20 protein-coding genes and 2 other annotated features are annotated in these 24,052 nt (G+C 37.0%); of the genes, 6 read left to right on the top strand and 14 right to left on the bottom strand.

The annotated features are described in order from the left end of the window. Positions 1-323 precede the first annotated feature (323 nt). The 3 genes from AB1280_RS20335 to AB1280_RS20325 all read right to left on the bottom strand — a co-directional run bounded on the left by AB1280_RS20335 (position 324) and on the right by AB1280_RS20325 (position 5,906). The gene (locus AB1280_RS20335; RefSeq protein ID WP_272189155.1) at positions 324-2,108 is read right to left on the bottom strand and encodes an acyl-CoA dehydrogenase family protein; all 1,785 of its coding nucleotides are present in this window, start codon (positions 2,106-2,108) and stop codon (positions 324-326) included. Positions 2,109-2,333: 225 nt separating this feature from the next. Next, positions 2,334-3,509: an acetyl-CoA C-acetyltransferase gene (locus tag AB1280_RS20330; RefSeq protein WP_429756807.1), complete on the bottom strand. Its 1,176-nt coding sequence runs from the start codon at positions 3,507-3,509 to the stop codon at positions 2,334-2,336. A 15-nt stretch (positions 3,510-3,524) separates the two neighbouring features. Next, positions 3,525-5,906: a 3-hydroxyacyl-CoA dehydrogenase/enoyl-CoA hydratase family protein gene (locus AB1280_RS20325; protein ID WP_429756806.1), complete on the bottom strand. Its 2,382-nt coding sequence runs from the start codon at positions 5,904-5,906 to the stop codon at positions 3,525-3,527. 220 nt (positions 5,907-6,126) lie between these two features. Here AB1280_RS20325 and AB1280_RS20320 point away from each other — a divergent pair, with 220 nt between their 5' ends. After that, entirely contained in the window at positions 6,127-6,273 is a 147-nt protein-coding gene (locus tag AB1280_RS20320; RefSeq protein ID WP_272189152.1) for a YuzL family protein, read from the top strand. A gap of 83 nt (positions 6,274-6,356) precedes the next feature. After that, positions 6,357-7,193 (top strand): D-alanyl-D-alanine carboxypeptidase family protein, encoded by an 837-nt coding sequence (locus AB1280_RS20315; RefSeq protein WP_429756805.1) that lies wholly within the window; start codon positions 6,357-6,359, stop codon positions 7,191-7,193. A 24-nt stretch (positions 7,194-7,217) separates the two neighbouring features. On the opposite strand, the gene AB1280_RS20310 is transcribed toward AB1280_RS20315, so the two are convergent. From AB1280_RS20310 to AB1280_RS20295, 4 genes are all read right to left on the bottom strand, one after another. Then, the gene (locus tag AB1280_RS20310) at positions 7,218-8,135 is read right to left on the bottom strand and encodes a proline dehydrogenase (protein ID WP_272189149.1); all 918 of its coding nucleotides are present in this window, start codon (positions 8,133-8,135) and stop codon (positions 7,218-7,220) included. Between the two features lie 602 nt (positions 8,136-8,737). Next, complete coding sequence (locus AB1280_RS20305; RefSeq protein ID WP_272189147.1) at positions 8,738-8,983, bottom strand: YusU family protein; 246 nt, start codon at positions 8,981-8,983, stop codon at positions 8,738-8,740. Between the two features lie 102 nt (positions 8,984-9,085). Next, the gene (locus AB1280_RS20300; RefSeq protein WP_251227684.1) at positions 9,086-9,388 is read right to left on the bottom strand and encodes an MTH1187 family thiamine-binding protein; all 303 of its coding nucleotides are present in this window, start codon (positions 9,386-9,388) and stop codon (positions 9,086-9,088) included. 119 nt (positions 9,389-9,507) lie between these two features. After that, complete coding sequence (locus AB1280_RS20295; protein ID WP_429756804.1) at positions 9,508-11,508, bottom strand: methyl-accepting chemotaxis protein; 2,001 nt, start codon at positions 11,506-11,508, stop codon at positions 9,508-9,510. A 208-nt stretch (positions 11,509-11,716) separates the two neighbouring features. On the opposite strand from AB1280_RS20295, the gene AB1280_RS20290 reads away from it, so the two are divergent. Next, on the top strand, positions 11,717-12,475 hold the full coding sequence (locus AB1280_RS20290) for a TrmB family transcriptional regulator (RefSeq protein WP_429756803.1): 759 nt from the start codon (positions 11,717-11,719) through the stop codon (positions 12,473-12,475). Between the two features lie 46 nt (positions 12,476-12,521). On the opposite strand, the gene AB1280_RS20285 is transcribed toward AB1280_RS20290, so the two are convergent. From AB1280_RS20285 to AB1280_RS20270, 4 genes are all read right to left on the bottom strand, one after another. Then, positions 12,522-12,665, bottom strand: a complete 144-nt coding sequence (locus tag AB1280_RS20285; protein ID WP_429756802.1) for a hypothetical protein — start codon at positions 12,663-12,665, stop codon at positions 12,522-12,524. A gap of 195 nt (positions 12,666-12,860) precedes the next feature. Further along, entirely contained in the window at positions 12,861-14,159 is a 1,299-nt protein-coding gene (locus tag AB1280_RS20280; protein ID WP_429756801.1) for an APC family permease, read from the bottom strand. A gap of 59 nt (positions 14,160-14,218) precedes the next feature. After that, positions 14,219-14,456 (bottom strand) — a binding site (T-box leader). Between the two features lie 244 nt (positions 14,457-14,700). Next, positions 14,701-15,498 (bottom strand): membrane protein insertase YidC, encoded by a 798-nt coding sequence (yidC, locus tag AB1280_RS20275; protein WP_429756800.1) that lies wholly within the window; start codon positions 15,496-15,498, stop codon positions 14,701-14,703. Positions 15,499-15,529: 31 nt separating this feature from the next. After that, positions 15,530-15,814 (bottom strand): hypothetical protein, encoded by a 285-nt coding sequence (locus tag AB1280_RS20270; RefSeq protein WP_272189141.1) that lies wholly within the window; start codon positions 15,812-15,814, stop codon positions 15,530-15,532. 204 nt (positions 15,815-16,018) lie between these two features. Here AB1280_RS20270 and AB1280_RS20265 point away from each other — a divergent pair, with 204 nt between their 5' ends. Both AB1280_RS20265 and AB1280_RS20260 read left to right on the top strand, forming a co-directional pair. Continuing rightward, a complete protein-coding gene (locus tag AB1280_RS20265; RefSeq protein ID WP_429756799.1) occupies positions 16,019-16,912 on the top strand; it encodes a YitT family protein in 894 nt (297 codons plus the stop codon). Positions 16,913-17,237: 325 nt separating this feature from the next. Beyond that, positions 17,238-17,609 carry a DUF3938 domain-containing protein gene (locus AB1280_RS20260; RefSeq protein ID WP_429756798.1) on the top strand — a complete coding sequence of 124 codons (372 nt, stop codon included), beginning with the start codon at positions 17,238-17,240 and terminating at the stop codon, positions 17,607-17,609. Positions 17,610-17,818: 209 nt separating this feature from the next. Here the strand turns inward: AB1280_RS20260 and AB1280_RS20255 are convergent, their stop codons facing one another. The 3 genes from AB1280_RS20255 to metG form a co-directional block, all read right to left on the bottom strand. Beyond that, positions 17,819-18,970: a methyl-accepting chemotaxis protein gene (locus tag AB1280_RS20255; protein WP_429757376.1), complete on the bottom strand. Its 1,152-nt coding sequence runs from the start codon at positions 18,968-18,970 to the stop codon at positions 17,819-17,821. A gap of 857 nt (positions 18,971-19,827) precedes the next feature. Continuing rightward, positions 19,828-20,442, bottom strand: coding sequence for a DedA family protein (locus tag AB1280_RS20250; protein ID WP_272189138.1), 615 nt, complete (start codon positions 20,440-20,442; stop codon positions 19,828-19,830). Between the two features lie 162 nt (positions 20,443-20,604). Continuing rightward, complete coding sequence (metG, locus tag AB1280_RS20245; RefSeq protein ID WP_429756797.1) at positions 20,605-22,245, bottom strand: methionine--tRNA ligase; 1,641 nt, start codon at positions 22,243-22,245, stop codon at positions 20,605-20,607. A 51-nt stretch (positions 22,246-22,296) separates the two neighbouring features. Further along, positions 22,297-22,569: a binding site (T-box leader), on the bottom strand. 118 nt (positions 22,570-22,687) lie between these two features. On the opposite strand from metG, the gene AB1280_RS20240 reads away from it, so the two are divergent. Further along, complete coding sequence (locus AB1280_RS20240; RefSeq protein ID WP_429756796.1) at positions 22,688-23,482, top strand: class I SAM-dependent methyltransferase; 795 nt, start codon at positions 22,688-22,690, stop codon at positions 23,480-23,482. Positions 23,483-24,052 lie beyond the last annotated feature (570 nt).

The following is a 24,052-nucleotide window of genomic DNA, read 5'->3' as shown; positions in this document are numbered from 1 at the left end:
TTACTAGCAACTAATATTACATTGTTGATAACGTTTTTTGTTGATGTGTTTAATGATTGGAATAGTGTATGTGGAATAATAGGTTTCTTTTGTCCATTTGTTTCTGCTTTTTCACTTAGTTATATGATGGCTAAAGATTGGAAAAATGATATTCATATAAAGATTAATGTTATTGGTCAGACATTAGTAGGTTTTATTTCAGTTGGATACATAGCATTTATATTTTTTATTCTTTAATTTCTCTTTATACAACTATCGAGTGCGTCAATATATTGTCAAACGCGAAAGAAAGAGCTGCCTCAAAGGCAGCTCCTTCTTATTTATTAAACTGTATAACGCTCATCCTCTAACACTTTCGCTGCAATTTCACGTTTCTTCGGAATAACGTTAATTGGTGTGTGACGTGTTAGCTTACGAAGTGCAGATAACATCATGCGCAGCATATCGCCATTTTCAACAGCGATAATTGTTTCTTTTGCATCTGCTTCGATTTGGTTGAATGCTTCTTGGCAGAATACTTCTGTGTAAAGAACTTTTTGTTTGTTCTTCTCAAGGCCAGTTACTTTGATTGCTTTTTCTGTACGAAGAACAGCTGATTCCATTGCGTATAAGTTATTTACGATATCCGCAATGTTCACAAGAACTTCTTGTTCTTTGTCTAAGCCTTTACCGTATTTTTGAGCAGCTAAACCAGCAACCATTAAGCCAATTTTCTTCGCATTTTTCACTAAATGTTTTTGAAGCGCTAATGGCTCATCGCCTACTTCTTCTGGCATCATCATCATTAACTGTTCTTGTAATTTTTGTGCTTCTTGTAAAAGTGGTAATTCACCTTTCATTGCTTTACGCAAGAACGTACCTGGTACGATTAAGCGGTTAATTTCGTTCGTACCTTCGAAAATACGGTTAATACGAGAGTCGCGGTACATTCTTTCAATCTCGTACTCTGCCATAAATCCGTAACCACCATGGATTTGGACACCTTCATCCACTACGTAATCTAATACTTCAGAACCGAATACTTTGTTTAAAGAGCACTCAATTGCATATTCAGCAATAGAAGCTGCAACAGCTTTTCCGTCTTTTACTTCTTCTTCCGATAATGTGCTCATACGGCTTTCAAATAAACCAACTGTACGATATACAGAGCTTTCAGCTGCATAAATTTTCGCTGCCATATTTGCAAGTTTCTCTTGAATTAATGGGAAGCGAGCAATTGGTTGTTTAAATTGTTGACGCTGATTTGCATATTGCGCTGAAATTTCTAACGCACGTTTTGAAGAACCAACTGTACCAACACCTAATTTATAGCGACCAATATTTAAAATGTTAAAGGCAATAACATGACCTTTACCAATTTCACCAAGTACATTTTCTTTCGGTACTAATGCATCTTCTAAAATTAATGTACGAGTAGAAGAACATTTAATACCCATTTTCTTTTCTTCCGGGCCTGTAGATACACCTGGGTATTCTCTCTCTACGATAAACGCTGAGAAATGTTCGCCATCTACTTTCGCATATACAACGAATACATCAGCGAAAGCAGAGTTTGTAATCCATTGTTTCTCACCGTTTAATACGTAGTGTGTACCTTCCGCATTTAAGCGAGCCGTTGTTTTTGCGCCTAATGCATCAGATCCAGAACCTGGCTCTGTTAATGCGTATGCAGCTAACTTTTCACCTGTTGCTAACGCAGGTAAATATTTTTTCTTTTGCTCTTCGTTACCGAATAATACGATTGGTAACGATCCAATCCCAACGTGAGCACCGTGTGTAATTGCAAAGCCGCCTGCAAGAGAAAACTTCTCTGAGATTAATGCAGAACTAATTTTATCAAGACCAATACCGCCGTACTCTTCCGGTACATCAGCACCTAATAAACCAAGCTCGCCAGCTTCTTTTAATAAGCGAACAGAGCGATCAAACTCATGTTTCTCTAAATATTCAAGCTCTGGTAATACTTCATTTACAATAAAATCTTCTGTCGTTTTCGCAATTAATTTATGCTCATCGCTATAATCTTCCGGCGTAAATACTTGCTCGATTGTAATATCATCAATTAAAAAGCTACCGCCTTTTACTGCACTTCCTACTGTTTTTTCCATGAAAAATTCCTCCTTCATATTTTCATAGGCTGCTTCTCTTGTTATAAGAGAAGCTAGCCTTCTTTTTTTGCATACCCTCTTTATTTATCTAAGTCCGTTTTTATATTATCTAGTTCCAGCGGCTAAAACAGTCGGTGGCTTCGCGTCTTCCGCCGAGGCAAAAAGCTCCTCTTTGTCAGAAGCTCCATCCCCCCTCCTGTTCTGAGCGAGCCGCTTCCACTTTTATTACAGTAATTCAAACACTCCAGCAGCACCCATTCCGCCGCCGATACACATTGTTACGATACCGAATTGTTCGTTGCGGCGTTTCATCTCATGAATAAGAGATAATGTTAATTTTGATCCTGTACAGCCAAGTGGATGTCCAAGGGCAATCGCTCCGCCGTTTACGTTTACTTTTTCTTCATCTAGTCCAAGTTCGCGAATAACTTGAATGGATTGCGATGCAAATGCTTCATTTAGTTCAAATAAGCCAATATCAGATAACTCTAAGCCCGCTAATTTTAATGCTTTCGGAATTGCTGCAATTGGACCAATTCCCATTACTTCTGGCGGTACACCAGCTACTGCGAAGGAGCGGAATTTCGCCAGCGGCTGTAATCCGTCGCTTACTGCTTTTTCACGATCCATTAGTAATACTGCCGCTGCGCCGTCACTCATTTGTGAGGAGTTACCAGCAGTTACAGTTCCGCGCACATTAAATGCTGGACGCAGTTTCCCAAGTACATCTAACGTCGTATCTGCTCTTACGCCTTCATCTTGTGAGAACAAAATAGTCTCTTCTTGCAGCTTGTTATTTACTCCAACAGTGCGAAGCGTTACATCAACAGACACTGTTTCATCTGCAAATTTCCCTTCTGCTAATGCTTTTGCCGCACGCTGATGGCTTCTTACTGCAAATGCGTCTTGCTCCTCACGGGAAATACCATACTTTACAGCAACTTGTTCTGCAGTATGTCCCATGCCCATATAATATTCCGGAGCCGCTTCAACAAGGCGGCTATTCGGACGAACAACGTGCCCCATCATCGGCACTAAACTCATTGATTCAGCGCCGCCTGATAATACTGCCTCTGAATGACCAAGCATAATGCGCTCTGCACCGTAAGCGATACTTTGCAGACCTGAAGAACAGTAACGGTTAATGGTAATAGCCGGAACGTCATAAGAAAGCCCTGCTAACCCGCCGATATTACGTGCCATATTTAAACCTTGCTCTGCTTCTGGCATCGCACAGCCAAAAATTAAATCGTCAATTGGACCGTCATAGTTATTTGCACGTTTTAACGTTTCTTTTACAACTAATGCTCCTAAGTCATCAGGACGCACTGTATTTAATGATCCTCTCTTCGCTTTCCCGATAGGCGTTCTTGCCCCTGCAACAATAACAGCTTCTCTCATGAACAATCTTCCTCCTTAGTTACGTAATGGTTTTCCTTTTACAAGCATGTGCTGCATTCTTGCTTGTGATTTCATTTCGCTCACTAAACTAATAAACGCCTCGCGTTCAATATCTAATAAATATTGCTCATCCACTTCTGTTCCATATGGGACTTTTCCGCCAGCAATGACATATGCGAGTTTTTTCGCAATGTGCAGATCATACTCGGAAATGTAGCCAGATAAATGCATTGCTTCTGCTCCAAGCGCAAGCGTTGCATACCCTGTTTCCCCAACAACTGGAATCTTTTTACGAATTGGTGCTTTATAGCCTGCTTCATATAAAGTAAGTGCTTTTTGTTTTGCATCGTATAGTAAGTGATCACCATTGACGCTAATGCCATCTTTATCGCCTAAGAAGTTATGAGAGACTGCTTCTTGCGCAGATGTTGAAACTTTCGCCATCGCTACTGATTCAAACACTTTGTTTGCGACTTTTTGCAGATCAAACTCAACACCATTTGCCATTTTGTTTAGATGCTTAATGTATAGCTCTTTGTTACCGCCTCCGCCAGGGATTAAACCAACACCAACTTCTACTAGTCCCATATACGTTTCACTAGAAGCTTGAATGCTAGCTGCTGGTAAGCAAACTTCTGTACCGCCGCCAAGTGTCATACCGTAAGGCGCTGCCACAACTGGTTTTGAGCAGTACTTAATTTTCATCATTGCATCTTGGAAACTTTTCACAACCCACTCAATTTCAAAGTAGTTGTCGTCTTGTGCTTCCATTAAGATCATCGCAAGGTTTGCACCTACGCAGAAGTTTTTCGATTGGTTTCCGATAACAAGCCCTTTATAATTCTTCTCTACTTCATCAACAGCGTAGTTAATCATTTGCGTAATATCCATACCAATCGCATTGCTCTTAGAATGGAACTCTAAGCAAAGAACGCCATCTCCTAAGTCAATTAAGCTTGCACCGCTATTTTTCTTTAGTACGCCATTTTTCTCTTTCAATTGTTTTAGAGAAATTGCTTTTTTATTACGAACGATTTGTTTGTACTCACCGTTATCATAGTAATAACTCTCGCCATTATCTTGTTTATAGAATGATGTAACACCGTTCTCAATCATTTCTTTTACCCAATTTGGAACAACTTGACCGTTCTCTTCCATCTTCTGAACGGACTTCACAACACCAATTGCATCCCAAATTTCAAACGGACCTTGCTCCCAGCCGAAGCCCCACTTCATCGCATTATCAATTGCAACAATATCATCAGCAATTTCTTTCGTAAGCTTTGCTGCATATAGAAGAGTCGGTGTAATAATGTTCCATAACAATTCACCAGCGCGGTCTTTTGCATATACAAGCGCTTTCAATTTATTCGCTAATCCTTTTTCTTGTTTACTTATCTCAACAGAAGCTGCCTTTAATTTTTTACGTGCTTCGTATTCCATCGTTTCAGGATTTAACTCTAAAATCTCTTTTCCTTGTTTTAAGAAGAAGCCTTGACCTGTTTTACTTCCAAGCCATTTTCTTTCTAACATGTCATGCATGAATGCTGGTACTTTAAAGACTTCGCGCTCTTCTTCTTTTACATTTTCATATACGTTATTTGCAACGTGAACAAATGTATCTAATCCGACAACATCTAATGTACGGAACGTTGCGCTTTTTGGACGACCAATTAACGGACCTGTTACAGAATCTACCTCTCCAACGCTATAACCGCGTTTTACCATTTCTTGCAGCGTTACAAGCAGTCCGTACGTACCAATGCGGTTTCCAATAAAGTTTGGTGTGTCTTTTGCAACCACAACACCTTTGCCTAGTACATCTTCGCCAAATAGTTTCATGAATTCTAACACATGTGAATCTGTATCTTTTGTTGGTATAATCTCAAGAAGTTTTAAATAACGTGGTGGGTTAAAAAAGTGCGTTCCTAGGAAATGTTTTTTGAAGTCATCTGAACGCCCTTCGATCATCTTTTCAACGGAAATACCCGATGTATTTGAGCTCACAATAGAACCTGGTTTACGAACAGCTTCTACCTTTTCAAATACTTTCTTTTTAACATCTAAATTTTCAACAACAACCTCAATAATCCAATCAACATCAGCAAGGCGTTCCATGTCATCTTCCATATTGCCCGCCTCAATTAATGCTAAGTTTCCTTTTACTGTAAGAGGAGCTGGTTTTTGCTTTAACAACTTTTGCAACGCTCCGTTGCTGAAACGATTTCGTACACTTTTATGTTCTAATGTAAGTCCCTTCGCTTCTTCTTCCTTCGTCAGCGATGGTGGTACAATATCAAGCAATAATGTCGGTATACCGATGTTAGCTAAATGTGCAGCAATCCCAGAACCCATTACACCAGAACCAAGAACTGCAGCCTTTTTAATTTGGAACATCCAATTCTCCCCCTTATTCTTGAATGAATGCTCATTCAATTTTTCGACAAACGTCGCAATCTATGAGTGAGCCTCTACTAATAAATATATGCTAACGTTTAAATTTTCGCAATATATTTAAAAATAAAATTTTCTGAACTTATTTCTTTTTTCATATTTTGGACATGATATGTAGTGAACTTCCTTTCTTAAAACACTTGATCAAACGGAGGCATAACTTATGGCTAAAATTAAAAAAAATCCATCAAAAGCAGGTATTAGTTCAACAAGCGTAACAGGAAATGCTGGCCCAGTTGATCGCGGCATCGAAAAAGGCCGCCAAGGAAATAATCAGCAATATAAGAAACACAATATGGGTGAAAAATAATAGTACAACTATAGGCAGCGAACATGGCATAATGAAAAATGAGCTATATCGCTGTCTATTTCATACATAAAAGAGGGTACATAATGAAACGAACCATTACACTACTTGTTATTTCAGCTACATTATTTATTGCAATGATTTTTTCTTTATATGCGCATAGGCAAATAGTTAAGGCCAATCAGCCTGATATATCTGGAAAGTACGGCGTGACGATTGATGCAAAAACAGGAGACATTTTATACGGAAAACGTGAACATGATCGTTCCTATCCAGCGAGTGTAACGAAAATGATGACCACTCTCCTTTTACTGGAAAATGTAAAAGAAGATGAAGAAATTACTGTGACAGAACATGCGATAAAAACAGAAAGCCAAAGCAAAAAAATTACACTGCATGCCGGAGAAAAATTAAAGCGTGATGAAGCATTAAAGCTCATGCTTGTCATTAGTGCCGATCCAATTGCCGAATCGATTGCAGAGCATATCGCCGGTTCCAAAGAAAAGTTTGCAAAAATGATGAATGAACGAGCAAAACAACTGGGAGCAACACATACAACGTTTAAAAATGCAAGCGGAGCTGATGCGCTTAGTAATAAAATTTCACCATATGATTTGGCACTTATTACAAAAGAAGCATTAAAATATCCAATAGTGTTGCAAGATATGAATACCATTCATACAACAGTGCACACATCTATGCAAACGAAAAAGATCGCAAACTATGGACGTGAGGAATTGTACGCTGATCCACATGCGATTGGAAGTAAGAGTGGTCTTTCAGCATTAGCAGAATATACGGTCGTTACAATAGATGAAAAAGACGGGAAAAGAGTGATCACCGTTGTCCTCTCTACTGGCCGCAAAACAGTTTATCCCGATGCCAAAAAGATGGCAGAATATGCTTTTGAGCAATTAAAATAACCAAGGAAGTTTACACTTCCTTGGTTATTTTTTAACCATTCCTTTTAATACGAATGCTACGTTAGCTGGACGTTCTGCTAAGCGGCGCATGAAATAGCCGTACCAGTCGTTTCCATATGGTACATATACACGCATTTTATATCCTTCTTTCACAAGCTCAAGTTGACGCTCTGTGCGAATGCCGTATAACATTTGGAATTCAAACTGATCACGCGGAATGTTGTATTCTTCAGCAAGTTTTTTTGTATATTCAATAATTGCATCATCATGTGAAGCGACTGCTGTATAATTGCCATTTAATAAGTGCGTTTTAATAATTTTTTTATAATTTTCATCTACATCTTTCTTTTCTGGAAATGCAACTTCCTCGGGCTCTTTATATGCCCCTTTTACAAGACGTAAATTTGGTGTATAAGCATTCAAATCATCTATATCTTTCTCTGTACGATATAAATATGCTTGAATTACTGTACCAACATTGTCATATTCTTCTTTTAACTTCTTGAAGATATCAATTGTTTTTCCACAACGTGAATAGTCTTCCATATCAATTGTTACAAACACACCGTTTTCTTTCGCTGCGTCTAAAATACGGCGCATATTATTCATAACTAAATTTTCTGAAATGTCTAGACCCATAGATGTCATTTTTAATGAAAGCTGAGAATTTAGCTTTTCACGGCCAATTGCACGAATTGCTTCAATCGATTCATCCGCCATCTCATTTGCCTCTGCTTCGTTATCAACAAATTCCCCCAAATAGTCGATCGTAACACAAAGGTTTTGTTTGTTTAAATCTTTAATGGCAGCTACCGCTAAGTCAATTGTTTCTCCCGCAACAAAGCGCCCTGCTCCAAAACGTAAGCCGTACTTTTTCGCTAGTTTTGTTAGCGCTTTATTTTTTGATAAAAACAAAAAAGAATTACGCATTAATTGTTCCATGTCTTTCACCCCTATGACTGTACTTTGTCTGTTTTTTACCCCTCTTCTAAATTATATCACTGTTTAAAATTATTTGATACAAATAATTATTTAGATAATTAACATAATAATACGAGAATGTTTGCACATCCGAATTCTAAAAGGAAAAATCATATAAAAAATTTTTCGACATCCCGAAATGTTAAGAGATGAAAAGCCAGTTACATCTCTCAGCAGTAAATTCGACAAATGTTTTGAGTCTCTTATCCTATATCCAAGACGAAAGTATCACTTCTATATCATATGACACATGAACATTATATAAAAATAATTCATGGGCATTATCGATTTCTCCCCACATGTGACAAAAAAAGCCCTGACCACTTCTCCGCACGGCCAGGTACTTCATCTAAAAAGAAAGATTTTTTATATAAATCCATTCTAATTTTTCGTCATCTTCATCTAACTCCAGCGGCTATGCAGAATACCGTATGACCGCTACTTGCTTTCTCCTTTTGGTTTAAACCTTGCAGGCCCTGACCGCTTCGATGCTCTCGCCCGTCTAAAAAGAAAGAGAGTTTTTATGTCGATTTTTTAATTTGTATTTATATCGTTTTTCTTTTTCACTTCTTTTGTCTATGCTCGTCATTCAACCTTTTAATTTCTCCAATTAACTGTATCATCTCTTCTTTCGCATCCGGATACGTTTCATTCCAATGCTTTACTAGAGCTGGCATCGTTTTAGCGACATACGAATATAACGCCCACTTCTCAACCTTTTGCTTATATTCTTCATTGCTCTCTCCTAATAAGAGCTCTGTATACTTCTCTAACAAACCATCAAACTGTTCTTGAAATTTTTCGCTCATCCCTCTCATCCCTCCTTCATGTTTCTTTATAGTTGATGATAAACAAATATCTTATCCTTCGTCAAAAAAGAAGCAGCCTAATATAACTGCTTCCCTCACACTTTATAACTTCGATTGTACAGATTGTAACTTCTTCTCCATTGAGCTGACTTTATCACGGCGATCATCAACGCGAATATTTGTTGCTACGCGGCCTGCACCTTTAGAAAACGGAACTTCATGCATTTGTTGAATGACTTCAAATAATACCGGAAGTTCTCCTTCAATAATTGTATTCATTGGCGTTAATTGATACTTGACGCGATCTGCATTTTTCTCAAGTACTTTTTGTATTTCTGCTACATATTCACTTACACTTGTATTACCTGTTCCAACTGGAATAATGGTAACATCAACAATTGCCATATTTGTTCACCTCTTCTATAGATTCTTTACTATTGTACAAGATTTTTTTCCTCTTTAAAAATATATCGGCGATTCGACATAGAAAATAGCTGCCGGGAAAATCCCGACAGCTTGAATCTCTATTTGTCTATTTTAAATTGTTCTACTACCTTTTCTAAACCGTTCATTTCCACTGTTAATTGCTTCATCGTTCCAGATACTTTTTCTAGATGAGCTACTTGCGTTTCTGTTGCTGCATTCACTTCTTCTGATACAGCTGCACTCTCCTGACTCGTTTCGGCGATAGTTTGCATAACTTGTGTAATATCTTTCTGTTCATGTCCAATCTTCTGTACTTCTGTGGAAATTCTTTCAACAGAAGTAATGATTGTATTTACAACAGAAATAACAATTCGGAATGATTGTTCCGCATCTCTCGTTACATGATCTTGCACGTTAGCGATATCTTTTAAATTCCTAATCACTTCTACGACGCGAGCTACTTCTTGTTGCACCTCTGCAATAATAGAAGCAATGTCGCCAGTCGCTTCTTTGGACTGTTCTGCTAATTTTCGTACTTCTTCCGCAACAACAGCAAAACCTTTTCCTTGTTCCCCTGCACGCGCTGCTTCAATAGAAGCATTTAATGCTAATAAATTTGTTTGATCAGAAATTCCTTTAATGAGCTCAACGACATTTTGAATAGACTGTACACTATGGTCAAGTTTCTCAGCTGCTGTTTCTGTTTCCGACACAATCGAAGAGGATTCCTTTCTTGTATCCACTAAACGTTGCATCGTCTGTAAACCGCTTTGCGACGCTTGTTCCGCCTGACTTGTTACCTCTTTTATAGAAGTTACTGAGCCATTTACTTGTCCTACAGACTGTTCCATATTTTCTAGCTGCCCTGAAATTTCCTCCACACTATTCGCTAATGTTGACGCACCGCCCGTCACATCATCCATCGCACTAGAAACTTCCTTACTTGAAGCAACAGTCTCATTTGTTAAATAATGCAAGCTATCAGCTGACTGTTGCACTGATGATACGTTATGTTTAATACGGCTAACCATTTCATTCATTTGTCCAACCATATCGTTAAAGTGCTTTGTGAGTACACCCACCTCATCGTTCGTTTGCACTTTCATTTGTAGCGTTAAGTCTCCTTCCGCTACTTCTTGCACTTGATTCGTTAATGATTGAAGTGGTCTTATTAACCTTCTTGCAAAGAAATAGGATACAACAATTGCAGCAAGTACACCTACACACCCTAACCCTATAACCATATTTCTTACTGTTGCTAATAAACTATCCACTTCTTCTTTCGGATAGACAATTCCAATTTTCCATGGCATAGATCTCATTAGCTGGCTGTATGCAATGACATCTTTCCCTTTTAACTTAGTTACAACAAAATCATTTCTATCTTGTTTTAAACTTTGAATCAGTGGTTCTTTTGACACATCTTTTCCAACTTTATCTGGATACACTATTCCCATGTTTTTATCATTTACAACAAACATTTCTCCGCCATAGTTGTACTGGATGTTATGAAGTAGCTTTTGAATTGTGCTTAATGACACATCCATTGCTACAACACCAAGTACTTCTGAACCATCTGGAGATAAAAGTGCTTTCGAAACACCAACACTTAATTTTCCTGTTGTAATTTCATATTGCGGCTGTCCCCAATGTACGCTTTTCGTATTACTTAAAGCGGTCTTATACCATGCTCTTGTTGTTGGGTCATATCCTTCTGGTATTTTTCCACCATCCGCAAGATTCGCACTTAATGTCTGCTTATCTTTCGTGCCAATATAAAGGTCTAAAATATCTGGGTGATTATTTTTAAACTCTAAAAAATCCTTCGTTATCACCGATTCTTCTTCTAGTGTAACCCCGTCTTGTAGCATTTTAACAATCGCTCCACTACTAGAATAGTATTTCATATCCTCCCCAATACCATTAATAAACTCATTCATTTGTTCTGTTAACAAACCCATCGTATTATGAGAATATTGATCAAGTATACGAGACTCTTTCGCTTTTTCTAACTGATATACAGTTGTCCCAAAAATAGCAAACATCATGGAAATAAGTACTGAAAATACAACTGTTACTTTCCAACGTAAACTTCTCATAACTCTTACTCCCCCTAGCCCCTTCTTCATTAATTCCACAAACTTATATATTATTATATTAGGAATATATGATATTTGTAAAACGTTAATCTTCTTATTTTAAATTTTCATACAACCATTTCTATGCCCCATTACAATAACAGTACTTGTATTCCAAAGAAGAGTTCTTTATTCTTAAGACACAAGAATTTTTCGTTCGGGAGGAATTATGTTACAGAGATTCGGTTTTTCACAATATGAAAGTCAAGCATACGAAGTTCTCGTTTCAAGCGAAGAACCGCTTGATGCAACGAGCATCGTCAAGTATTCTGGTGTTCCGAAAGCAAAGATATATGAAATATTAGTACGCCTTGTCGACAAAGGCATGGTGATGGATTCTGTTTCGGAAAAGAAAAAGCTATATACGGCTCTGCCGCTACAGCTTGCCATTGAAAAATTAACGGCAGAATTCCAAGCAAATGTTGAAGAATTACAAAACAACGTATCGAAAAAAAGATTTACAGATGACCGTGTATGGAGCTTAAAAGTACAATCTTCTATTCACGCGCAAAGTAAACAACTTGTGCAAAGCGCGAAGAAATCCATTCGTATGTCTGCGTGGAATGATACATTTCTAGAGTATATGCCGATTCTAGAAGAAAAGAAAAAACACGGTGTTGAGATAGAAGCACTTGTTGTAGGAAACCTTGATACATCATTAGAAAACATCCATCTTCTCATCCCAACAGAAGAGCACCATGCACTTGAACGCTTTTTACTCATCATTATTGATGATCGTGAAATTTTATTTGCGGGCACTGAGCAAAACTCATGGCAAGCAATGAAAACAATGTCCCAGCCATTCGTTAAATTTTTCACAGAATTTTTCTATCATGACGTTGCCCTTGCAAAAATTACCGAGAAACATCATGATTTATTTATGAATGACGAAGAAATCCGAAACCTCTTAATGAAACTGCGCTATTAAAAAACGGACATGTATCCCTACTCATGTCCGTTCTTCATTTTGCTTCTTAATATCCGATAATAATGAAATGCTTATTTTGTTTTATTTGTTCTTCTGAGTTTATATAAATAAACCGAATCCAGCGAAATACAAAAACAAGCATAAATGTAGGGAGTATCGTAAATAGAAAACCAATGATAGATGGCACCATCCTAATTTCGACCTCCCTTTGTTTCAAACATCACACGTGGTAGAAATAGGCACTGCCCGCTTCCATACACGGCTAGATGCTCTCGTTCCCCCATTTTTACTTATATACACACATTTCACACTCTCTTCCCATATCCTTGCACAAAAAAATAGACACCTTCAAAAGATGCCTATTTTCAAAACCCTATTTATCCACTTACTTTTTATTTAAATACCAATACACTGGTAATCCTGTTAACACAATACCAATTGACAAGAAACAACTAATTGGATCATTAATAATTGCACTTCCGATTACAAATAGTGATCCTAAAATTGCTAATGCTGGTACGATTGGATATAAAGGTACACTATATTCACGTTTTTGTCCTGCATTACGCTTTCTTAAAATGAACACTCCGATAAATGTCATAACATAGAAAATATAAATAATAAATACGGAAATCTCAGATAGTTCATTTGGATCACTAATCAGCATTAAAATAATACCGAGTAGAATCTCAACAAAGATTGCGTTTGCTGGCGTTTGAAACTTATCGTTAATTTTTGAAATGAAGTTTGAAAACGGAAGTTGACCACGCTCTGCCATTGATACTGGGATACGCGGGAATGTTAAAATTTTCCCATTTAAACATCCAAATATTGAAACAATAACACCTATACTAATCAATTTCCCGCCATATTGACCTAATAACATATCAGCTGCTGTCGCTGTCGCATTCTCACTGAGTGTAACAATTTGCGGTGCTGGTAAAACTTTCAATAATGCCATATTAATTAACACATATGCCGCTGTTACAACAAGAATCCCAACTGTTAATGCTTTTGGTAATAGCTTTGTTGGATTTTTCATTTCACCGCCGATAGATGCGAGCAAAATCCAGCCATCATATGCAAATAATGTTGCTAAAATTGCCATCCCTATACTTTGATTTGCAGACTCTGGTACAACAACGTTAAATACATCGCTGCTCCCTTTCCAAAATCCCATCACAATAATAAGCACGATTGGGATCATCTTCCCGATCGTTGTTATCGTTTGAACAATGCCCCCATATTTTGTTCCTACACTATTTATCACACCAAGGAATACAACTGTTCCAATTGCAATTGGTAAGTTCCACACTTTATCAATATGAAAAAAGTTTAACATTAATGAGCTAAAATACAATCCCAATGTCCCAATAATTGCTGGCCCATATACAAGTGTTTGCATCCAGCCAGATAAATAACCCCAAAACCTACCATAAATCTCCTCTAGATACGTGTACAAACCACCATTTTTCGGAATTTGCGCTCCGATTTCTGCAACCGTTAAGCCACTTGCTAAGGTTAAAATACCCCCTACTACCCAAGCAAAGATTGCCATGTTAGAACTTCCGGCGTAATCCAATACCTTACCTGGCTTCATAAATACGCCAGACCCGATAATTGTTCCAACAACGATTGATAACGCGACCGTTAGGCCAATTTTATTTTTGTCATCATGATGCATAACTGTGTGTCCTCCCTCTAACCCTAGTTTGATTTAAATAAAAAACACTCATCCCTAATAAAAGGGACGAGTGTTATATTCGTGGTTCCACCCTTGTTCCAATTGGCATGAAGACACAAATCACCAATTTCTCAAGTTTCAGATAACGGAGATTGCCGGCAAACAATTACTAGATATTCGTTCACTGCTGCAGTTCAAAGGTGGTAAACTATTCATTCGTATTAGGAAACTCACAGCCTAAGGCTTCCCTCTCTGAAAATCGTAAAAAATAGCTCGTGTCCTTATCAATACTTTTATAATGTCGAAATTTGTTATTAATATTCATTATATTGAATTTTTTCAAAAAAGCAAGTGTGTTTTATATTACACATAAAACTATTCCAGTATAGTATAACAGTTATATAAAATAACTATTAGCGGTGCTTTTCTTATTCTCGTACTCGCTTTTTCACTTTATATTTATAAAAAAGAGTTAACCGAAATCCCGCTAGAGCAGTATTTGAGGTTAACTCTTTCTTTATATCATAACAACTATCCTTCCCTACGCCTCTTGTAGTTGTCCATCTTCACGATCCATTACTTTCTTTAATAATACAGTTTGAACGACAGTAAATAAGTTACTTGTAATCCAGTACAAAACAAGTCCTGACGGTGCAGCAGATCCCATAAACAAAATCATTGCTGGCATCATAAACTGCTGAACTTTCAATACTTGACTTTGTTCTCCTGTCATATTGGTTTGAAATACTTTCATTTGCAGGAATGTTGTCGCAGCAGCAAGGACAGGTAAAATGTGATAAGGATCTGGATGTCCTAAATTTACCCATAAGAAAGTAGCTGAACGAATCTCTTCTGTATGACTAATGGCATAGTACAATGCTGAGAAGACTGGCATTTGTAGTAAGAGTGGTAAACATCCCATCATCGGGTTCACACCGTTCGTTCTCATTAAAATCATCATTTCTTGTTGGTATTGCTTTTGTTTCTCCGGATTTTTCGTCGTATCGCCATACTTTTCCTTCAACTTCTGAAGCGCTGGCTGTATTTTCTTTGTTTTTAATTGACTGCGATATTGCGTAATCGTCAGCGGCAATAATATCGTACGAACTACAATCGTAATGATGATAATCGCAATCCCAAAGCTATGATTCGGCAAATGGTGCGCCACAAATTGCAGCATAACAGAAATTAGATATACAATATAGTGATTCCAAAATCCAGGACTACTCGCATCAATCGGTGCTGCACTTGCATTCGCATTTGCATTACCACACCCTGATAAAACAACAACAAGTAATAATGATAAACTTACGAGCCAAGCTCGGTATGATTTAAACATAATATATATTCCTCCAATGTTTCATAATTCGTTAGCGAAACATTGGTATATACGGACCTACATCATCACTCTCTCCGCTTGCTTCTTGCCTACGGACTGAGCGGGCCATTCCATGTTTATAAAAGACAGAGAAAAACGAAGTATTCCCTATATGCTGCTCGCACGTTTCAACACATGCGAAAGCCTTCTGTCTCCCTCTATATGTTTGTTGGCGTACAAAACGCGAAACATTAGTGAGAAACAAAACTTCTAATAAACAAAGTGCCGTTGTTACAACAGATATATATAACATTGCATCTTGCAACAGAAATTCCATCTCTTCACATCCTTATGACAGGATTATAGCATACTAATTCAATATGTAAATTCCTTATATTTGACATATTCATGTTTTTATACTCGCATGTAAGTTGTTAAAATTTTATAAAATTTTTGCATAATAATAAAACTATTGTCAGTTGTTGAAAAAAGCATTATTCTCTTCTTGTAATCAAAAATAAATATGGAGATGAAAACAGACATGGGCCAACTAGGAGACGCCGATTACGTTCCCGATACCGCCTTTTTATCATTCCCAGCTGCAAAAACATGGCATTTAGAATTTATAATTCAGCTGATTGTTGTTTTAGTTGCTTCAATTTTTTATGCGGTTTCAATGAATATGTTCTTTATTCCACATCACATGATCAGTGGCGGCTTTACGGGCGTTGGGATGATTATCGGTTATTTAATGCACTACAACATTGGTGCACTCATCTTTTTATTAAACATTCCACTTCTCTTTCTTAGCTATTTTTACTTAGGAAAGAAAACAACTTTTTTAACAGCATATTTCGTTACTATATCGACGCTTGCGATGAACGTTATTCCCGTTCATAAAATCTCAGATGATATTTTATTATCTTCTGTCTTTGGCGGTGTGCTGTGCGGAGCTGCAACAGGAATCATTTTCCGTTTTGCTTCTTCAACGGGCGGATTCGATATTATTGGGTTAATCGTTGCAAAACATAAAGATATTTCAATTGGGTCTATTATTTTTGCCTTTAACCTTATTCTACTTGTAATCGCTGGTTTTATTTTCGGATGGGATATTACACTTTACACACTAATCAGCCGATTTGTAGCAAGTAAAGTAATCGATTCCATTCATACGAAGCACATTAAATTAACAGTGATGACTGTTACCGAAAAAGGGGATATGGTGAAAAGCGCATTGCTCCAAAATGGAATTCGCGGTGTAACAATGGTTGATGCTGTCGGTGGATATACAAACCATAAGAAAAAAATGATTTACACAGTTGTTACGCGCTATGAACTAGGAGAAATTAAACGTCTGATAAGGCACGTTGATAGTCATGCCTTTATTAACATTACAGAAACAGTAGAAGTAGTCGGACGATTTAAACGTATATAACAAAACGCAAGGATGATGTCCTTGCGTTTTTATTTTTCACTTTATCCCGCTATCCGTGGGCAGTAAGCCCCCCACTGACGGAAGTTTCACTTTACGATGTCATTGGATAACGCATACCAATATTCAAAATATCTGATAATTATTTTTATTCGAATCTAAAACATGTTATACTATGTATACATTATAAAAGTAAGCAATACATATAGCGCCTTATTTCATATATAAATCTAGATTAGGGAAACGATGTCGCTGTCACAAGCAAGGCTAAAATGGATTTATATATTGGTTCTCCTATTCAAATTATGATGATAAAGGAGCAAAACATATGAACAAAAAAATGAAACTTATTATTGCAACATTATTTGCCATAGCAGGCGGTCTCTTATGCTTTTGGACAAATGCTCATATTGGTGAAAATGTATATATTAATGGGATTGATTCCTTTGTAAGCGCTTCCGTTCTTGGTTCATTTATTTTTTTCAGTTCAGCAGAAAATGCTAGAAAAACGACGCTTTTAACAATGATCGGTATCGTTGGCGCTTGCATCTCATTTTCAACAACGAATTATGATTTACCGCTGCAAATTAGCACAGCTTTCTTCCACGGTCTATGGACGTGGTTTATCGCATTTTGCATGGCTGATATCTTTCACTTACTACAAGATGACAGTCATGTTCAGGTAGAAAGCAATTCATAATCATTTCTCTTCATATCAACTAACTATTAATTAGAGAAATAATAGAAGTAAAAACAAATGAAAGACCATCCTTATTCACTTCACTTTGAAACAGGATGGTCTTTTTCTATTATTTTCTTAACTTCAGCGCTATGAGTACAAGTTCTTTACAATTTCACTTTATCCCGCATTAACGGGGGATGAAGTCTCCCACTGATTAAAGTTTCACTTTATGACAATGTAAAGCGCTTCGTTTGTTCACTTAATTCATGAATTTGCGCTGCCATTTCTTGCACTTCTTGTGTAAACACATTCATATGTTGTGCCACTTCTTCTATAGTAACACTTACTTCCTCAGTAGCTTCAGCTGTTTCTTCACTTGCAGCCGTGACAGACAATACTTCCGTATGAATCACGCCCTGCTGCTGTTTCATCGTTTCCATTTTTTCGATCACATGCTGCAGTGACTGATTTAATTCGTTTGAAATATATTGCAGTGCCGTCATTTGCTCTGCTACGACGCTTACTTGATTGAACTGCGCATCATATTGCTGCAACGCTTGCGACAGTTGTTCTGTCGTACCAGATGCTTCTTGTTGCATCTTAGAAATTAACTGACGAATATGCCCTGTTTGCTCTGCGGTACGATCTGCTAACAATTTCACTTCTTCTGCTACAACCGCAAATCCCCGGCCCGATTCTCCCGCTCTAGCTGCTTCAATAGCCGCATTCAAGGAAAGCATATTCGTTTGCGCCGCAATATCTTCAATTGTATATAAAATTTCTCCCGTATGACTTACTTGTGTTAATAAAGAATTGACGGTATCTTCAAATTGATAGAATGTCTCTTTCATTTCTTTACCTTGCATAACCGTATTTTGCAACATTCCCTGGCCTTCTTCGCCCGCTTGTGCCATCGCTTGAGAAATACTTTTCATATCACCTACCGCATGTTCAACACCATGTATTTCTTCTTCAAAGGAATGCATCGCACTCGAAACTTGTTCCATCGAAGAAACAGTTTGTGCATTACTATTTGTAATTTCTTGACTCGATAATAAAATGGTCTGGTTTTGTTCTTTCATCACATGCGTAGAAGAAAGCAACATTTCCGATGTTTGCGTTACAGAGTGTGTAGCCTTCTGTACACCATGCAATATTCCTCTCAAATTCTCCATCATATATCCGAAAGAACCAATCATATGTCCAATCTCATCTTTTTTACGAGATGAAATGCGAAGTTCTCTTAAATCCCCTTCTGCAATCCGTTTCGTTTCTTCTTTCAACGTATGAAGTGGCTTTAACCCTCGATAAATAAAATAGAACAGACATACAAAGGCAGCGACAACAACCCCTATATTAATAAGAGCGAGTTTCACCATTCGATCTGCCAACAAGTTATGCATAATCGTATCGACAACAGAAGCTTTTATATCCATTCCAAGCGCTCCATACACTTGGCCCTTTCCGTCTTGTAACGGTATAAGAACGGACATATATTTCCCGTATTTTTCATCATTTATAATGGGACTGTACACCCATTCACCTTGCTTAAGCTTTTGGATTTCTGTTGGACTACTATCAGACTTCTCCCCAATCGGTGAAGCTTCCTTTGAAGTTGGTTGCCCATCAATCATAATAACCGCTTCATCCTTCTTAAAATTCATCGTATATACATATAATGCGCCGTTATGTTCACGCATTTCATTTAATGTAGTTCGCAGCTTTTCATATGTATCATTTTTTTGGGGATCCTTTATCCACAATTCATATGTATCTTTATCAAATTGCTTTTTCATTGCTTCAACTTGAGTCTTCCCTAATTCGCCAATTGTTTGTTCCCCAGTGCCTTTTGCAGTAAAGTATAAAAATACACAATTCATACTCGCCAGCCCCAGGAGGACTACAAATACAATTCCTAAAATTCGTGTTCGTAAGTTCATAGTAGTTCCCCTTTTCATTATTAAATTTCAACGTATGAAATATAAGATTTAAAAACTTTAAAGTGCCCTAGCATCTTTAAAGTGTAAATATGTAAAGCTTAAAACATTCAATAATCTTTCTAATCAAAACTTAAAATATACTATATTATGTATATAACATAAAAGTAAACACTATATAAGTGCAAATTGAAAAAACGATATAAAAAAATAAGTAATGAAAAAACTACCGAATTATCTATATAAAAAGGCAGTGCTTCTCCTTAAGCACTGCCTTTCTCAACATGAAATGGATTATTTTAATTTACTGTTTGTGCAAACACACGTTTAATTTCTTTACGGAAGCACACAGCTACACTTACCGCCACAATTACAACAACACCGATAATAATTTTTCCGATATGATCCTCAAGCAATCCAAAAATAGCATCAATATTGCCACCTAACCAATAACCGCCTATTAAGAAGAACAATACCCAAAATAGCGCCCCGCAATAAATTGTTATCGCAAAGCGGCGAAATGGTAAATTAATAATCCCTGCAAAGTACCCTGTAAAATGACGCACACCAGGAATAAAAAATGCAATAAATACTAGGAAATATCCATACTTATCGAACCACTTTCGTGTTAAATCAATTTTACGCTGCGTTAAAAAAACATATTTTCCGTACCTTTGAATAAACGGCATACCGAGCTTGTTTCCTACAAAATATTGAATTGTCATCCCAACACTTGTCCCTAAAAAAGAAAAAAAGATTAATAGCGGTAAATGTAACTCACCTGTATGCGCTAAATATCCTGCATAAGCTAATGTTGGCTCTCCCGGAAACGGAAGTGCAATATATTCTAACAGTAACCCCACAAGTACAACATAGTATCCGTACTGTTGAAATAATTCGTGAATCCATTCCATGTTGATCTCTCCTTTTCTTGCTGATACGCAATCTATTATAACGTTCTTATCTCTTACTTTTATTGTATAAAAACTTCTAGCAAACTGCTATTGTAATAACTTACAATAAACTTACATTTTTGTAAGGAGATTATTTTCTATATATAAATTAAAACCCACTTCTCATATACCGTTGAAAAATTCGTTCAACTTTTCCACTTCTTCCTCAATTTTCTTCACATCAATCCGTTCAAATAACGGTGATACATTCAAAACATGCACTGGGATTTCAACCTTATAAGACCACCCGCTCTTTGAAACTCCTAACATTTGTTGTAATCGCGCGGACGAAAACGGAAGAAACGGTGCTAATATTTGTGCAAAATTCACGATAAGGTGAATACAGTTTCTTATCGTATCACCGCACGCTGCCTTATCCTCTTTTATTTGTTTCCACGGCTGCCTTTCGTCAAAATATTTATTTGCATAGCGAATGTGTTCAAAAATCAGCTCCAGCGCTTGTTTAAAATGTGCTTTTTCAATGAATTCTCCTACTTCAACGTATAGTTCTTTTAACTTTTCTCCAATTTCTTCATTCATTTGACCAGTTGGTACAGTATTCTCATAATATTTTTCAAGAAACTTCAGCGTTCTATTTACAAAATTCCCATACGCTCCTAACAATTCACTATTATGACTATAAATGAATTCCCGCCATGAAAAATCTGTATCTCGATTTTCAGGAGCATTTACAGTTAGAAAATAACGAATCGCATCAGGATGGTACTCTTCTAATATATCAGGAACCCAAACAGCCCAATTTTTACTCGTCGATAACTTTCTTTTTTCAACTGTTAAATATTCATTCGAAACAATATATTTAGGCAACGCTTCTGATTGTATCCCCTGCAAAATAGCTGGCCAAATAATTGTATGAAACGGGATATTATCTTTACCGTGCACATAATACGTTCGGGTATCCTTTCGCCAAAACTGTGAATCATCACTGTTTGTTTCTTGCGCCCATTGCTTACTTGCTGAATAATATCCAGACACAGCTTCGATCCACACATACACCTTCTTATCTTCGTATCCGGAAACAGGAACACTCACGCCAATTGGTAAATCTCTTGAAACAGCACGGTCTTGTAAACCTTCTTGTAAATAGCGCAGCGTTAATTGGACAGCATTCTCACGCCACGTACCGCTTTGCTTTACTGTTTCTATATATTCTTCTAGCTTCTGCTGTAATGACGTTAACGCAAAATAAAAATGCTCTGTCTCTTTAATTGTCGGTGCAGCGCCGCACAATTTACATGCTTTCCCAAGCAAATCTACCGGATCTAAAATAGCAGAACACGCATCGCACTGATCACCACGCGCCCCCGCACCGCAATGCGGACAAAGACCTTCCACATAACGATCCGGTAAAAATTGTTCGCAAGTTTCGCAGTATGTTTGCTCCACTGTCTTTTTATAAATAAACCCCTTTTCTAAAAGCTCTAAGAAAATATTCTGAACAACTTGATGGTGAGTAGCAGCGTCAGTACGAGCATAGTAATCATATGAAAAACCAAGTTCCTGAAAACATCGTTCAAACTCTTCATGATAGCGATCTGCAATTGTTTTAACACTTACCCCTTCCTGCTTAGCACGAATCGTAATCGGTGTACCGTTACAATCGCTTCCCGATACATACAAAACATTGTCCCCTTTTAGCCGATAATAACGAGCTAAAATATCCCCTGGCAGTAAACTAGCAATATGACCAAGATGCAACGATCCATTTGCATATGGCCAAGCGCCTCCAATAAAAATATTCATCCTACATTCCTCCTTTAAAAATGAAAAAGCCCCGCCCTTATCTTCTAAAAAGATAAGGACGAGGCTGTATATACAGTCGTGGTACCACCTTATTTCGTCAATAGCTCACACAATTGACCTTTGCAAGTACGGAGCAATCATTGCTCGTATACTGTGACTTTGATAACGAGAGCCAACGCTCGTCGCCGCCTACTATTATCAATTGATAAGTTCAGGACGAAGCTCAGAGGCCATTGTTCAAATGATCATTCTTGCTTCTTTTCAGCTCCCGAAGCTCTCTGGAAAGAATGGGGTCATTCTACTTTTCCTCTTCAACGCTTTTCATATGTAATATACATTGTATGCAAATTATGCTGAAAAATCAAATTATTATCAGATCACAAGCAGGATTCTCTAATTTTCATAAGGAAACTATATACCTTCACGGAAAGGAGAGATTGTTTTGAATCAAGAGCAATTAAGTGCAACAAATAAAGATAGCTGGAGTAAAGCAGCTTATAAAGCTTGGACAAATCGCCACGGAACACCTCAGTCTTACGGCAAGCAAATACGAGAAAACCCCGCTGCGGAGGTCACTCATTATGTACCTTATATAGGTACAGTGCATGGAAAACGAATTATAAATCTAATGGGATCCAAAGGAAGTAAAGCGGTTGCACTTTCTCTGCTCGGAGCAGATGTAACAGTTGTCGATATTTCAGAAAGCAACGCAAAATATGCAAGAGAACTTGCCGAAGCTGCTGAAACACATATTGAGTACATCGTGTCTGATGTACTCAATATACAAGAAGAAATCGGTTCATTTGACGTAGTATTACTTGAGCTTGGTGTGCTCCATTATTTCATAGATTTAAAACCTTTATTTACAATCATTTCTCAATTACTAAAACACGGTGGCACATTTATTTTACGAGACTATCACCCCATGTATACAAAACTGCTACAAGTAGAAGATAACAAAGTAATTGCAAGCGGGGATTACTTTCAAAAAGATGTAATTGAAATAGATGTAGCCTATAGTATACTCCTATCAGAAGCAGAGCGTAATTCTTTACCTAAAAATATGATTCGCAGATGGACGTTAGGAGAAATCGTAACAAGCATTGCACAAGCAGGCCTTCATATCGAGGAGCTCACAGAAGAATGTGGCGCAAAGCAAAAATGGGTCTTTCCTGTCCTGAAAGGAATTGAAGATCGTATCCCTGGACTATATACACTCATCGCCAAAAATATATAGAAAAGCTCTCTTCAAAATGAAGAGAGCTTTTCTTCTGTGCATAGTATAAGTTGAGTTGAGATAAGAGATTACCAAAATATTGTTAGATAGGACAATTTGTTTTTTGACTATATAGCAAAAAAGGTATAATAACACACATGCCAATAAACAAGAAAAATGATAATCATCATCGATTATTTAGGATTATACAGTATGTTTTTTATAAATACAATACTTATTTTTATATTAGTAAACTTTTTTTAAAAAATCCCCCTATATATAAATGTATATTTTTTTCGAACAAAAGCCTCTTTCTATATTTCTCCCCTATACTGTTTGTTATAATTTTTACATACATACTTTTACAATGATATTTGACTTGTTACTTGCAAGATTACTGCTTTTTTTCATGACAATGCCTTCCCAGTAATATGAGATAAAGCATTTTCTTTTCTAATTATATGCAAAAATCTTAATAAAAAAATATTTTCTTACTTTCCATACTGTAGTCTGCTATAATTCCTAAAGGAAAGAAAAGTGCTTTATTTCGAACGAAATCGAAATAAAGTACTTTTTAATCATAATATTAAT

This window comes from Bacillus sp. S10(2024) (assembly GCF_050473865.1).
In the GTDB taxonomy this organism is placed as follows: domain Bacteria; phylum Bacillota; class Bacilli; order Bacillales; family Bacillaceae_G; genus Bacillus_A.
Note: the sequence above shows the minus strand (reverse complement) of the source record. Positions and strands in the feature narration are given on the sequence as shown.

What these genes read in the sequence shown, in the direction of transcription:
- AB1280_RS20295 (WP_429756804.1), bottom strand. Translation starts at nt 11,508, where the DNA reads ATGAGAAGTTTACGTTGGAAAGTAACAGTTGTATTTTCAGTACTTATT.
- AB1280_RS20335 (WP_272189155.1), bottom strand. Translation starts at nt 2,108, where the DNA reads ATGGAAAAAACAGTAGGAAGTGCAGTAAAAGGCGGTAGCTTTTTAATT.
- AB1280_RS20300 (WP_251227684.1), bottom strand. Translation starts at nt 9,388, where the DNA reads ATGGCAATTGTTGATGTTACCATTATTCCAGTTGGAACAGGTAATACA.
- AB1280_RS20330 (WP_429756807.1), bottom strand. Translation starts at nt 3,509, where the DNA reads ATGAGAGAAGCTGTTATTGTTGCAGGGGCAAGAACGCCTATCGGGAAA.
- AB1280_RS20255 (WP_429757376.1), bottom strand. Translation starts at nt 18,970, where the DNA reads ATGGTGAAACTCGCTCTTATTAATATAGGGGTTGTTGTCGCTGCCTTT.
- AB1280_RS20310 (WP_272189149.1), bottom strand. Translation starts at nt 8,135, where the DNA reads ATGGAACAATTAATGCGTAATTCTTTTTTGTTTTTATCAAAAAATAAA.
- AB1280_RS20325 (WP_429756806.1), bottom strand. Translation starts at nt 5,906, where the DNA reads ATGTTCCAAATTAAAAAGGCTGCAGTTCTTGGTTCTGGTGTAATGGGT.
- AB1280_RS20265 (WP_429756799.1), top strand. Translation starts at nt 16,019, where the DNA reads ATGGGCCAACTAGGAGACGCCGATTACGTTCCCGATACCGCCTTTTTA.
- AB1280_RS20305 (WP_272189147.1), bottom strand. Translation starts at nt 8,983, where the DNA reads ATGAGCGAAAAATTTCAAGAACAGTTTGATGGTTTGTTAGAGAAGTAT.
- AB1280_RS20285 (WP_429756802.1), bottom strand. Translation starts at nt 12,665, where the DNA reads ATGGTGCCATCTATCATTGGTTTTCTATTTACGATACTCCCTACATTT.
- AB1280_RS20315 (WP_429756805.1), top strand. Translation starts at nt 6,357, where the DNA reads ATGAAACGAACCATTACACTACTTGTTATTTCAGCTACATTATTTATT.
- AB1280_RS20320 (WP_272189152.1), top strand. Translation starts at nt 6,127, where the DNA reads ATGGCTAAAATTAAAAAAAATCCATCAAAAGCAGGTATTAGTTCAACA.
- AB1280_RS20290 (WP_429756803.1), top strand. Translation starts at nt 11,717, where the DNA reads ATGTTACAGAGATTCGGTTTTTCACAATATGAAAGTCAAGCATACGAA.
- AB1280_RS20280 (WP_429756801.1), bottom strand. Translation starts at nt 14,159, where the DNA reads ATGCATCATGATGACAAAAATAAAATTGGCCTAACGGTCGCGTTATCA.
- AB1280_RS20270 (WP_272189141.1), bottom strand. Translation starts at nt 15,814, where the DNA reads ATGGAATTTCTGTTGCAAGATGCAATGTTATATATATCTGTTGTAACA.
- AB1280_RS20260 (WP_429756798.1), top strand. Translation starts at nt 17,238, where the DNA reads ATGAACAAAAAAATGAAACTTATTATTGCAACATTATTTGCCATAGCA.
- metG (WP_429756797.1), bottom strand. Translation starts at nt 22,245, where the DNA reads ATGAATATTTTTATTGGAGGCGCTTGGCCATATGCAAATGGATCGTTG.
- AB1280_RS20250 (WP_272189138.1), bottom strand. Translation starts at nt 20,442, where the DNA reads ATGGAATGGATTCACGAATTATTTCAACAGTACGGATACTATGTTGTA.
- yidC (WP_429756800.1), bottom strand. Translation starts at nt 15,498, where the DNA reads ATGTTTAAATCATACCGAGCTTGGCTCGTAAGTTTATCATTATTACTT.